Source organism: Butyricimonas hominis, assembly GCF_014287455.1.
GTDB lineage: Bacteria > Bacteroidota > Bacteroidia > Bacteroidales > Marinifilaceae > Butyricimonas > Butyricimonas muris.
In genome coordinates this window covers 299,363-313,214 of record NZ_JACOOH010000009.1, presented here as the reverse complement: position 1 = coordinate 313,214, position 13,852 = coordinate 299,363, and the positions used below count along the sequence as shown (strand labels likewise).

8 protein-coding genes are annotated in these 13,852 nt (G+C 42.5%); all 8 read left to right on the top strand.

What is annotated here, in order from left to right:
- The first annotated feature begins 38 nt into the window (after positions 1-38).
- The 8 genes from H8S64_RS19390 to H8S64_RS19355 all read left to right on the top strand — a co-directional run bounded on the left by H8S64_RS19390 (position 39) and on the right by H8S64_RS19355 (position 13,845).
- Positions 39-1,514, top strand: coding sequence for a RagB/SusD family nutrient uptake outer membrane protein (locus H8S64_RS19390; RefSeq protein ID WP_186978353.1), 1,476 nt, complete (start codon positions 39-41; stop codon positions 1,512-1,514).
- An 18-nt stretch (positions 1,515-1,532) separates the two neighbouring features.
- The gene (locus H8S64_RS19385; protein WP_186978352.1) at positions 1,533-2,207 is read left to right on the top strand and encodes a DUF4843 domain-containing protein; all 675 of its coding nucleotides are present in this window, start codon (positions 1,533-1,535) and stop codon (positions 2,205-2,207) included.
- 19 nt (positions 2,208-2,226) lie between these two features.
- Positions 2,227-3,810, top strand: coding sequence for a PKD-like family lipoprotein (locus H8S64_RS19380; RefSeq protein ID WP_176555162.1), 1,584 nt, complete (start codon positions 2,227-2,229; stop codon positions 3,808-3,810).
- Positions 3,811-3,979: 169 nt separating this feature from the next.
- Positions 3,980-6,667 (top strand): zinc-dependent metalloprotease, encoded by a 2,688-nt coding sequence (locus tag H8S64_RS19375; RefSeq protein ID WP_255469626.1) that lies wholly within the window; start codon positions 3,980-3,982, stop codon positions 6,665-6,667.
- Positions 6,668-6,687: 20 nt separating this feature from the next.
- On the top strand, positions 6,688-9,261 hold the full coding sequence (locus H8S64_RS19370; RefSeq protein ID WP_186978351.1) for a zinc-dependent metalloprotease: 2,574 nt from the start codon (positions 6,688-6,690) through the stop codon (positions 9,259-9,261).
- A gap of 39 nt (positions 9,262-9,300) precedes the next feature.
- Complete coding sequence (locus H8S64_RS19365; protein ID WP_186978350.1) at positions 9,301-11,916, top strand: zinc-dependent metalloprotease; 2,616 nt, start codon at positions 9,301-9,303, stop codon at positions 11,914-11,916.
- Positions 11,917-12,406: 490 nt separating this feature from the next.
- The gene (locus tag H8S64_RS19360; RefSeq protein ID WP_186978349.1) at positions 12,407-12,721 is read left to right on the top strand and encodes a helix-turn-helix domain-containing protein; all 315 of its coding nucleotides are present in this window, start codon (positions 12,407-12,409) and stop codon (positions 12,719-12,721) included.
- Positions 12,718-13,845 carry a type II toxin-antitoxin system HipA family toxin gene (locus H8S64_RS19355; protein WP_186978348.1) on the top strand — a complete coding sequence of 376 codons (1,128 nt, stop codon included), beginning with the start codon at positions 12,718-12,720 and terminating at the stop codon, positions 13,843-13,845. Before H8S64_RS19360 ends, H8S64_RS19355 begins: the two co-directional genes overlap by 4 nt.
- Positions 13,846-13,852 lie beyond the last annotated feature (7 nt).

Here is a 13,852-nt window from a genome sequence, read left to right as displayed (position 1 = left end):
TCGGAGTTAGTTATTTAGGAATTAGAAATCAAGAGAATATGAAGATAAATAAGATAATATTAGCTGTGCTGTTGCCGTTCATGTTGGGTTCATGCGAGCAATGGTTGGATGTTGCACCTGATGATCAGGTAAACGAGGAAACTCTTTTCGCGACCGGGGATGGCTACCGGAATGCGTTGAATGGAGTTTATCGGGATATGGCGACTTCGCGAATGTATGGCAGGGAATTAACATGGGGTTTTGTTGATGTGATGGGGTGGGTGTATGATCCGTTGACGATTTACTATGATTGCAGTACCCATGATTATTATGACGTGTTGTTAGGAAAATACAACGCCACGGGGGTGAAGGCTATTACTGAGGCATTCTGGTCACAAGCTTACAATTCTATCGCAAATTGTAATAACATTATTGCCCGTATCGATGGAGAGAACCCGTCGAAATTTGTCGGGGGAGAGTCCGAGCGGGATATGATTCACGGGGAAGCTTTGGCATTGCGGGCTTATCTGCATTTTGACATGTTGCGTTTGTTTGCTCCGGCTCCCAAGGTGGCGGATGATAAAGGCTACATTCCGTATTACGAAAGATACGGGTCGACTTCGGAACCCAGAGGGAGCGTGAGTGTGATTCTGGAAAAAATAGAGCGTGATTTGTTGAAAGCCAAGAATCTTGTAGCTCCTTTTGATACGGTGGGCGATCATAGATCTTGGATGAAAACCAGCGCGAGAATAGAAGGCGGACGAGGAGATAAAAATTTGCCGGATGATTTATTCTATTTATACCGGGGATACCGGATGAATTACTATGCTATATGTGCAATTTTAGCCCGGGTATATTCTTATGGTGACAAACAGACGCAGGCAAGAGAGAATGCGCAGGAAGTTCTGGATGCGACTTATCAGAATGGGATGTATCTCAATAAATGTTTTACATTTACCGGGGGAGGGAGTTATAACAGTAACTATAAATTGTACGACGGAGTGATTTTCGCTCTTTCCAACCAGAAATTAATAGATGATTATAGCCATTATCTCGGTTCGGAAAATATTCAGTTACCTGTATATTATGACGCGATTATCTATAACGAGGATTACGACGAGATTGACACGGAAGACGCTCGTTTGGGTTTATTCTCGGTTGTGGATGATTATTATTATTACTCGAAAAAATATACCCCACAGGTCGGGAATTCTTATGGGGAGGATTTGATACCGATGGTACGTTTGAGCGAGATGTATTATATTATCAGTGAGGCTCTTTACACGGAAGGACAGACGCAGTTGGGAATTAATAAATTGGATGAGGTTAGAATGGCAAGAGGTATCCGGGGCGGTAAACTTCAGATCGGGAGTCTGGAGGAGATGCAAGAAGCTATATTGAGGGATGCCAGAAGGGATTTTATAGGGGAAGGACAGTTGTTTTATTATTATAAAAAGTATGATATGACCCCGAATGATTGGGGATACACGATCGGCAGAGTATTGCCTCTTCCTGACAATCAACTGATTCATTAATAAAATAGTAAGATGTATATGAAGAACTATATAACTATAATAGCGATAGTATTTGCTCTCTTTTCTTGTAGTGAAAAGGAAACAATGACCTATCAATCCGAAAGATATCTTTATTTCACGACAAGTCTGGATAGTGCCGATCTTTCCGTGTCTTTTTCGCATTATCCGACAAGTGATGAGTATAAAGCGGGATTTGAGGTCAATTTAATGGGTAATCTCCTCACGGAAAAAGCTAATTACCGTGTTTCCGTGGTTGATACCGGAACCACGGCACTTCTGGAAGAGTATGTTTTGGATTTGGAGCCTGAATTCGGTGCGAATCAGTTGAAAGATACTCTTTATGTGGTGTTGAAAAAGACCGAAAGATTGAGTGATGGTCCCGTGACGTTGATGATTAAACTGGAAGAGGGAAATGGCTTTATTCCGGGATTAAGTCGCAATCGTACGGTAAAAGTGCATTTTAACAACGTGGAAAGCAAACCGCTCTGGTGGGAAGGGGATATCATTTCCGTGTATCTGGGAGAATATTCTCCGGAGAAATACAAACATTTCTTGATTGCAACCCAAATAGATGCAACGGAAATTCCAGTGTTGTTAAAGGAAAATCCGACTAAATTACGGCTGTTGGCATTAGAGTTTAAAGATTACTTGACTTTGCATCCGGAGTTGAATTTAACGGTGCCTATTTATTAATGATTAAAAAATAATGGCAATGAAAATAAGATATATACTTTTTTTACTCGTCATGATTTTAGGGATGAGTTCTTGCTATGATGATAAGGGAAATTATTCATACGACCCCAAGAATGATATTACGGTTACTTTTGATGCAAGTTATTTTGAAGCGGTTTTGGGGGAAACGGTTAAATTGTCACCTAAGTTGACCTTTGCTATTGACAGTAATGATGTTGATTTGAGTTATGAATGGATTTTCCTCGGAAGGAAAATTTCTGATCAGCGGAATTTGGAATGGGTGGTCGATACCGTGGTCAATTACCAGAGTATTTATATGAATGTAATTGATAATCGTACCGGTGTCGCTTATTCCGGGGGAATATCAGCTCTTTTGACTTCTCCTTATGCCAAAGAAGCGTGGGTTGTTCTAGCGAAACAAAACGGGAAGTCCGTTCTTTCCTATATTCGGGAAAAAAATGAGGATGACGGGAGTGACTATGGAAAATTCACGTACGAAGACGTACCGGATATTTACCGGTTGGTAAATGACGAGGAATTAGGCTCGGAACCGGTTCGGGTGTTGGAACATTTTGCCGGTGGCGGAGATCTTGGAAATTTCTGGGTGTTGCAAAACGGCGGTCAAGGATGTGTTGATTTATCGGGACAGGATTTCACGAAAGACGTATTGTTAAATAATATCTTCTTGGACGGGAATCTGCCGACGGATTTTAAACCGATAGATATGATTGATATGAAGTGGTTGACCTGCGTGGTGAATCATGACGGGAAAGTGTATACTCGCAAGAAATTGACCGATCAGTTGTATAATTCCGGTTATTTTATCGATCGTCCGTTGATATTTGAGGGAGAAGAGGTAGATGGTTCACGTTTTGTGCTGGCTCCCTTTGCCGGATTGGGTTTTACCGTGATGTATGATAAAGTGAACAACCGATTCTTAGCAATTTCCGACCTGAGCAAAGAAGTGGCTGGAAAGGTGTTTAAATTTGCAGTGGATGAATCCGCGTATGCCCCGGACTTTGCGCGATTGAATGATTTGGGTACAATGGAGGTCTTGCATACCGGGTATTACGAGGTTAACGAAGGACGTGGTGATCAAGGATATTACTCTATTTTGCGGGATCGGACAACCGGGAATTATTACACGCATGATTTTCGGGTGAACGAGATGAAAGAATCTGCTAATCCTTCGGCATTTCCGGTGTTGCAACGGCAGATAGATTTGAGTCAAGTGATAAACGGAACTTCAAAGAACGTGTTTAACGTGTTGCGTTCGTGGGTGTTCGGGAAAGATTTCGGAACTCCCTATGTATTGATTTCTAAAGATAACGAGCTGTGGTTATATGATCGTGATGCTAAGTTACCAGTAGAAAAGTATTATGAATTTCCACAAGGACAGATTATTACGGCTATCGACTCGGAATGTGTTGGTAGTCGCAGGGTGGCAATCGGTATGCAATCCGGAGAGTTCTACGTGTTGGATTTGACGAGAAAAGCCGTGAATGGCCAGAAAGAAAAATTGCTTTATGCTTCCACTCATGATTTTGGTGAGATCGTGCACATCCGCTACAAGGTAGGTTACGGTAATAGTTGGAGTTTTTAATTTGTAACAGAAAACAAGGGAGTCCCGAAGGTCTTTTCATTTGAAATTCTTTTCGGGCTTCCTCTAATCGGCTGGAACAGAGATTTATTTAAGTCTTGTTTGTTCCAGAACGGGAGAGCGTTGTATAAATATTGGGATGAAATAAATTGTATGTAAATTAGAAGTATTTATGAAAATCAGAGTTTTAGTTATTTTGATGACTCTTGTCTGTATTCCGTTGATTGCAGATGCTAAAAAGAGGGAGAAAAAGAAAAAAGCGGGAAAAACGGAGGAGGTGCAAACTCCTAAGGAATCTGCTTATGACCAGCTTTTTAAAGGTAAAGAGTGTACCACGGTGAAAGGGATGATCACGCTTCATAAGGTGGATGGTAAATTGTATTTTGAGTTTCCGTTGAGCTTGTTGGGAAGGGATATGCTTCTCGGTTCGACTGTTTCCAGTATTAGTGATAACTCGAATGCATTGGTGGGACAAAAGAATCAGACACCGTTACATGTAGCTTTCACGATGACCGATAGTATGGTTTACCTGTGCGAAGTGACGAATCCTTCTCGGGCACAGATTTTCAGCCAGAGCAAGGATAAAAACATCGGAGAGGCCATGAAGAAGGGAACCCGTTTGCCTATTATGGAAGGATTTGCGGTGAAGGCTTACAATGCCGATAGTACGGCAGTTGTTTTTGAAACGACCAAATTCTTCGTGAGCGATGATTCCCGGATGGATCCTTTTGATCCTTACGGGAAAAAAGTTTATTACGGACAGGGTACACGGAGAAAGCGTTTCCAGTCGGAATTGTCTTATGTCGGGGACATAAAGGCGTTCTCGGATAATGTTTCCGTCACCTCTTCACTTTCTTATTTGCAGGATATTGCCCTTTACGGGATGTTCGTGTTGGTTATGGATGAACCGGTAACCGTGGGGGTGAATCGTTCATTAGTTTTATTGCCGGAGGAACCGACTATGCGTCCCCGGCTGGCCGATCCCCGAATCGGTTATTTTGTTTCCGGCAAAGAAGTTATTACGGACGAACAGGATGGAGTGAAAGATGTGTATTATATCAATCGTTGGGATCTTCAGCCTAAGGATGTGGAAGCTTATAAGCGGGGCGAACTGGTAGAACCGATGAAGCCGATCGTGTATTATGTCGATGATGCATTCCCGAACGAGTGGAAAGCCGCGATTCATGCCGGAGTGAGAATTTGGAACAAGGCTTTTGAAAAGATCGGTTTTAAAAATGCCGTGCAGTCTTATGACTTCCCGAAAGATGATCCGAAATTCGATCCGGACAATATAAAATATTCCTGCGTGCGTTATTGTCCGGTCGGGATGGCTAATGCGCAGGGACCGTCTTGGGTTGATCCTCGTAATAGTGAAGTGGTGAATGCTTCCGTGTTGATCTACCATGACGTGATTAAATTAGTGAATAACATGCGTTTCGTGCAGACCGCTCAAGTGGATGAGCGGGTACGTACGACTAAATTGCCGGAGGATGTTTTGTTCGAGAGTATGCGATATATCGTGGCTCACGAGGTCGGGCATACCTTGGGATTGATGCATAACATGGCTTCGTCGGCTTCGATTCCGGTAGAATCTTACCGGGATGCGGAATTCATGAAAAAATACGGGACTACCCCTTCTATTATGGATTATGCCCGCTTTAATTATATCGCGCAGCCGGAAGATAAAGGGGTTGCGTTGACTCCACCCGAATTGGGCGTGTATGACTATTATGCTATCGAATGGGGATACAAGCCTCTGTTGGACGCTCGTACGCCGGAAGAAGAATTGCCGGTTCTGCGGAAAATGATTTCGGATAAAATCGGAGATCCGATGTATCGTTACGGGAAACAGCAAATCGGGTACGGGACTTTTGACCCGTCGTCGTTGACGGAGGATTTGGGTGATGATGCCGTGAAAGCGGGTGAATATGGTATCCGGAATTTGAAATATATTCTCAAAAATCTCAATAACTGGATGGATAGTCAGGATAAAGATTACACTTACAGGGATAATATTTACCGTGAAATCTGTAACCAGTATTCTCAATATATCTATACCGCTCTGGTGAATGTTGGAGGATTCTATATTAATGAACATTATGTCGGTGATCCTTATAAAACTTATCAAGTTGTTCCTAAAGAGGTGCAAAGACGGGCTTTACGTTTCGTTATTAACGAGTTGAAAGACATGGAGTGGCTGGATAGTCCCGACGTGGTGAAGAATTTGGAGTTTGACGGTTCGAACGCCCGTTTATTACTGAAAGCTTTTGCCGGTTCGTTGGTAACAACCAAACGTCTGGCGCTGGGTGTGTATCGGGACCCGAAAGCGTATTCCCCGAAAGAATACTTGGATGATCTTTACAATATGATATGGGCATCGACAATCAGGGGAAAGGACCCGACCGAATCGGAACGTATCCTACAAACTGAAATCGTGAATTCCTTGATTCGTGACGTGAATCCGGCATCGGGAAGGAAGACTATGGCAGATATGGTATTGGCTAAATCCCGTCCGGCATACAGTTGTTCTTGTGGCGGTCACGCCGGGTTGCCGGACTACCGGATTCGGGAAATGATCGAGGGGGTGTCAGAGAGGAAAGCAATGAGTATGAAAACTGCGAATTTTGATCGCTTCTCGAACGAGATGGAATTTCAACAAAACTTGAATGGCAGGTTCGGGTATGACTTTATCCAGTACGTGGCGAATGTATCGAATGATAATAATCAGCATCTTTTACATCAGATGTTATTGAAAATACAAAATCTGATGAAAGAGAACAAAAACAACGGGACTTGTGAGACTCGGGGACATTATGCTTATTTGTTGTCACAGATCGAGGGATTTTTAAAGAATAAGTGATGCATTCTAAAACAAGATATATGAATAAGAATTTCCTTTTAGTTCTATTCTGTTTGTTTTCTTTTCTGTTGACGGATGTTGTGGAGGTACAAGCCGAAAGACGGAAAAAGAAAGGGAAGGATGAGTGTGTGGAGCAGAAGAAGGAGAGCAAATATGACCAGCTTTTTGAAGGGAAAAAGTACGTGACTCGCGAGGGAATGATCACGCTTCACAAATTTGAAGATAAGGTCTATTTTGAATTTCCTTTGACTCTGCTGAAAAGAGAATTTCTGTTGGGTTCGACCGTGGTGGAGATTAGTGACAACGGAAATGCCATTATCGGTCAGAAACCCACGGATCCTTTGCATATAGCGTTTCAAAAGAGGGATAAGAAGATTGAATTGGTACAGATAAGTCTGCCGTCCGTACTTCAAGTATATAGTGATACAGATCAGGAATCGTACAATCGGGCGATTCGGAACAGTAATATTCCACCTGTGCTTAAAGCGATGGAAATCATGGCTTACAATGCGGACAGTACGGCAGTCGTGTTTGATATGACTTGGTTATTTCTAGCTGATGATGCTCGTTTGACTCCTTTTGAGCCGTATAGTCGCTCTACCGGTTACGGGAAGTTGAAGCGAAGGGCTACTTTTAACCGGGAAGTTTCTTATATTGATGACATCAAGGCTTTTGAGGATAATATTGCCGTGATATCTTCACTTTCTTATGATCAAAGCCTAATGTCACCGGTAACGGGGAAGAGTGTAAAAACTGCCGTAACGGTAAAAATGAACCGTTCGATGATCCTGCTCCCGGAGAAAGATCTTATGCGCGGGCGATTGGCCGATCCAAGGGTAGGGCTTTTCTATTCCGTGAAAGAAAATATGACAACGGAAACAGACGGTTCCAGATATACTTTTTTGATGAACCGTTGGCGAGTGGAGCCTGAAGATATGGAAGCCTACAAGCGGGGTGAATTGGTGGAGCCTGTAAAACCGATCGTGTTTTACGTGGACAACGGGTTTCCGGAAGATTGGAAAGCTGCCGTGCATGCCGGGATTCGGGAATGGAACAAGGCATTTGAAGAAATCGGTTTGAAAAACGTGATGGTTAGTCGTGATTTCCCGACAGACGACCCCGAATTTGACCCGGATAACTTGAAATACAGTTGTATCCGCTATGCCCCGATCAGTATCGCTAACGGGATGGGACCCTCGTGGACAGATCCGAGAACAGGTGAGATAATTAACGCTTCTGTTTATATTTATCATGATGTCATCCGGTTGATAAACGATATGCGTTTCGTGCAGACTGCACAGGTGGACGAACGGGTAAGAACCGTGAAACAGCCTGATGACGTGCTGTATGAAAGTATGCGTTACATCGTGGCTCATGAAGTGGGACATTGTTTGGGATTGATGCACAATATGGCATCTTCTTTTTCCATTCCGGTAGATTCGCTTCGTTCTGCTACTTTTACGGCAAAATACGGGACTACACCTTCTATCATGGATTATGCCCGGTATAATTATGTGGCGCAACCGGGGGATAAAGGAGTGCGTTTAACACCGCCGGAACTGGGCGTGTATGATTATTACGCGATTAAGGTTAATTACCAGCCGGTGCCCGACGCTACGACGATGGAAGAAGAAAATAAAGTTGTACAAGACTGGATTGCTGAAAAAGCGGGTGATCCGATGTATCGTTACGGGAAACAACAAATTCGCGGTGTCTATGATCCCAGTGCTTTGACGGAAGATCTGGGTGACGATGCCGTGAAAGCGGGTGATTATGGAATGGCTAATCTAAAATATATTCTGAATCATTTGAATGAGTGGATGCAGCCGCGGGATAAGGATTATTCTTACCGGATGCATATCTATGACGAGATAGTCTACCAATGTCGGGGATATTTGTACAACGCTTACATGAATGTCGGGGGTGTTTACCTGACGGAACGTTTCGTGGGTGATCCTATGCCGAGTTTTCAAGTTGTGCCGAAAGATATTCAGAAACGTAACTTTCTTTTTCTGTTGAAACATTTGAAGAACTTGGAGTGGTTGGATGATTTCTCGTATACTGGCAATCTGCACGTGGGAGCACCAAAATCACAGGATGTTATTAATTTTTTCGCGGGGGCATTATTAAATACCAAACGGGTATCTCTTTGTGCTTATCGGGAACCGGATGCCTATACCCCGAAAGAATATTTGGATGACCTTTATGCCGGGGTGTGGGAATCGACGTTAAAGGGAAGAAAACCAAAACAATCCGAACGTTATCTGCAACAAGTTGTACTAAACGGGTTGTTTGCCCGATTGGCTCCTGCTTACAAGGCAGAGTCGGAGCGGCAGTCCCGAGAACCGATGTTTGCAGGCGAAAGGATATGTATGTCGGGCGAAAGATGCCGACATATGGAGGACGTTGCCGGATTCGGTCTGCATTATGGTGTGTATAACGTGGCTCATGATAATTCGCAACATCTCTATTACCTGTTGTTACAACATGTTGAGAACCTGTTAAGGCAAAAAGTCGGGACAGCTGACAGGGAAACGAATCTTCATTATTCTTATCTGCTCGAGATGATTGAAGATTTTAGAAATGCCCGGTAATGAAGTTTTAATGAACGATATAATTTATAAATAGAAGATATGAATAAAGGTTTTATACTATCAATAATCCTATTGGCATTCTTTATTCAGGTGAATCCGGCGGATATAGTCGCGAAGAACCGGAAGAAGAAAGCGACGAAAGAGAACGTGCAACAAGAGCCGGAAACGAAGTACGAGAAATTGTTTAAAGGAAAGAAAATAAAAACGGTAAAAGGATTGATCACGCTTCATCAAGTCGGGGGGAAACTATATTTCGAGTATCCTTTATCCCTGTTGGGACGGGAATACTTGTTGGGAACGACTTTCGTCGAAACCAGTGACAATGGTAACGGGGCTGTCGGGCAGATGATCAACGATCCCTTGCATATCGCTTTCACGCTGCGAGATTCTACCCTGCAAATGCATGAGATTACGCGTAAGTGGGGAACGAATCCGATGCTTACCGATTCGCCCGAGGAAGGTATGCGGGAAGCTGTTCGTAAAAGTACTCAACCACCGATCCGGTATGCTTTTAAAGTAGAGGCTTATAGTCCGGACAGTACTGCCGTAGTGGTGGATATGACGGATTTTTTCTTGAAACAGAATAATGATTTGACTCCTTTTGCTGACGAGGGGAAACGTGTGGATGAACTGGGGGACGGTCAGAGAGATGTGAAGTTGAAAGAAGAGTTGACTCGTTTGGATGATATCAAGGCTTTCGAGGATAATATTTCGATTATTTCAACTGAAACCTATACTCAGAATTTGTTGGTAAACGGTCAATATCTGGTCGTGCAGGATGAACCGGTGACGGTGAAGTTAAACCGGACATTACTTATTTTACCGGGAGAGGAACAGTTGATGAGACCCCGTTTAGGGGATCCTCGCGTAAACGTGACGACGACCGAACGGGAGAATATGACGACTAAAGTCGATGGTTCCCGGGTTACGCACTATATGACACGTTGGGATATACAACCGAAAGATGTGGCGAAATATAAAAGTGGAGAATTAGTGGAACCGGAGAAGCCGATTGTGTTCTACGTGGATAATAATTTCCCCGAAGGTTGGAGCGAATATATCAAAGCCGGAATTGAAGAATGGAATAAGGCTTTCGCGGCGATCGGTTTTAAAAATGTGCTTCAAGTGAAGGCTTTCCCGGTTAATGATACGACTTTTGATCCGGATAACATGAAATTCTTGTGTATTCGTTATGCCCCGATCGGGGTGGAAAGTTTCAAGACGGCTCCTCGTTGGGTAGATCCGCGGTCGGGGCAAGTGATGAACGCGTCTATCGAGATATTTCATGATATGTTGAGGCGGGTGAACTTAAAACGTTTTGTTCAGACAGCTTCATGTGATGAGGCCGTCCGCACGATGAAATTGCCGTTGGAGAAATATGGAGAAGGTTTGAAGGGGATGATTGTACATGAAGTAGGACATATTCTGGGTTTCGCTCATAACTTGCCGGCATCTCATGCTTACCCGACCGATTCCCTGCGTTCTGCTTCTTTTACCCGGAAATACGGTATAACCCCTTCTATCATGGATAACATGGGCTATAATTATGTGGCTCAACCGGGAGACAAAGATGTTGTCTTGATTCCGGAAAGACTGGGGGTGGCAGACTATCATGCCGTGAAAGTGGCATATCAACCCGTGTTTGACGTAAAGACACTTGAAGACGAACAAAAGGTGGTAGAAAAGTGGATCGCGGAAAAGGTGGGAGATCCGATGTATCGTTTTGACCCGGAACCTTACACGTTGACGATGTTCGATCCGACTTCCTTGCCTGAAGATTTGGGTGATGACGCCATTAAAGCAAGTATTTACGGGATTCGGAATCTGAAATACCTGATGGAGAATATGAACCAATGGTTGGACAAAGAAGATATCGATTACACGTATCGTAATATGGTATATCGTTACGTGGGTTATTATTATAAGCGCTATATCTTTAACGTGTTCATGAATTTGGGAGGGTTTTATCTGAATCAGCATTATGTCGGTGATCCGGTTTCAACTTTTGTTGCTGTTCCGAAAGAGGTACAGAAGAATTCGTTGAAATTCGTGATCGGGCAATTGAAAGATATAGATTGGATAGATCGTCCGGAAGTGGTGGAGAATTTGGAATTCGACGGTTCCCGGGCTCGTCAGATACTGAAAGATTTCTTGAGTAAGGCGGATGAAGAAACAGATTTGTTCAGTACTCGCCGTATTTCACTGGTGGCTTACCGGGACAAGGGTAATTATACCCCGGAAGAGTATTTGGAAGATTTGTACAAGATGATTTGGGAGCCGACCATAAAGGGACGCAATTTGACAGAAACCGAAAGAATTTTGCAAGTGGCTTTCTTGACCAATGTGCGGAATACTGTTGATATCAATGGTAATCGTGAAAATGCTTCCCGTTATTATGCGAAGTCTCAGAACGTGTTGCATGAATCTGTCGAATCGTTGAATGGTAAACAAAGTAACCGGATGCCGGAAGTTGCCGGATTCGGAAGTCGCTGGTTGGTGGAGAATATGGCTGTCGATAATCCGAATCATTTGTGGTATAATCTTTATTTGAAAGTAATAGAACAGGTAAAAAAACGCCAAGGGTCCGGTAATGCGGATACGAAGGCTCATTACGATTATTTGATGTTTCTAATCAATCGTTCGTTGAAAGGTTGATAGTGTTAATTAGTTTGTGGTAGATTAATTCGTTTCGGGAAATTCCGGAATGGTTCTGAAGGCCGCCTAAAAAGTAAAATTTTTGGGCGGCAATCTTTTTATTTAATCATTGGATTTCTGAGCGTGTTTTGGGAAAATATTCGAGAACCCGTGGTAATCCTAACGTAATACTACCTCTACTTGCTTATAAGGCGGTTATTCTATCCTTGTGTCATCGTTAGACACCGGGGATATAAGAGTGGTGTAAGTTTTCTGTAAGTAGGTAGAGATAGTATTACCTTGGGATTACAGTAGGTTTTAGGCGATTTGTGAGGAAACGACATGCTCTTGAAAAGTCTTTTCGGATTTTTAATTGAAAATAGAGAATTGAAAGTTAAAAATGAAGGAATTTCAGGTAGTGAATGATTGAAGAATGAGTAATGTTTCCTATATTTGTAATAGATATAATAGTATATATTAAATATCAAATTGAGATATAAAAGTTATAATAATGAAAGTTATATATGATTTTGATTTGGTTTCGATAGAAGAACTTTTGCAAATTTTAGCGCGGAATATGAAGAAGAGGCGGTTAGAGAAGAATTATTCCCGCAAACTGCTTTCGGAGATGAGTGGGGTGCCATTAGCTACAATTGTGAAATTTGAGAATGTGCATAAAATTTCATTGGAATCTTATGTAGCACTTTGTAAAGCGCTTGGATACACGGAAGAGATTAAGGCTCTGCTTGGGGAACCGAAATACAGCACGATGCAGGAACTTGATACGATAAATCAGAATAGAAACAGAAAAAGGGGGACGAGATGAAATTAGTTGACAAGCTCACGGTTATGTATCGCGACAGGAAAGTAGGCGAATTGACTTTGACTCCTGACAGGAGACGTTGTGCTTTTCAATATGATAAAAATTGGTTGGTATCCGGTTTCTCCATATCTCCTTTGGACTTGCCTTTAAAGCCGGATTTATTTATCGCGTCACCTGAGCCTTTTTATGGGAATTTCGGGATATTTGAAGATCGTTTGCCTGATGGTTATGGTCGATATTTGTTAAATCGTATTCTGAGAAAAGAAAAGATTGATGATTCAACTTTAACGCCATTACAAAGATTAAGTATTGTCGGACGTACGGGCATGGGAGCCTTGTCTTATGTTCCTGAATCTTATATTGGTGAGGATAAAACATTGCCGGAATTAGATGAGTTACAAGAATTGGCGTTGGCTGTTTTAGGTGAAAAGACAGACGAGGGGGAAGAGGTTCTCTATTTTAATAGTGGTAATTCCGGGGGATGTAGACCTAAATGCTTGTATCGGGATGCGGATGGGGTTTGGCTTGTCAAATTCAGGCATATCTACGATCCCGCGGACATGGGGAAAACGGAATATAAATATAATTTGGCAGCAAGGCGATGTGGTATTGAAATACCTGATTTTAAACTTTTAGAGGGAAAGTATTTTGCATCCATGCGTTTTGATATTGAGAATGGGGAACGCTTGCACGTTGCTACGGCAGGTGCTTTATTGAATGAATCTATTTTGTTACCGAAATTGGATTACAAAATATTATTACATCTTACGGGGTATTTAACGCAAGACTCAAAAGCGGTTGATGAGATGTTTCGTCGTATGGTTTTTAATGTATTGACCTCAAATAAGGATGATCATGCGAAGAATTTTAGTTTTATATGTAGGGATGGGATTTGGACATTGGCTCCGGCATATGATTTAACTCTTTGCCGTGCAGGGTATAACGGGGAACATGCAACTTCCGTGAATAATAGCGGGAATCCGTCGTTGGAAGATATGATTGCCGTGGGAAAAAGTATCCGGATAAACGAGGAGAAGGGAATTCATATTATTCGTTCGGTTTACGAACATTGTCAAGATATTTTATCTCCTTGTTGGCAAGGTGTCATTCATGATGGAAATTGTTAACTTTTGG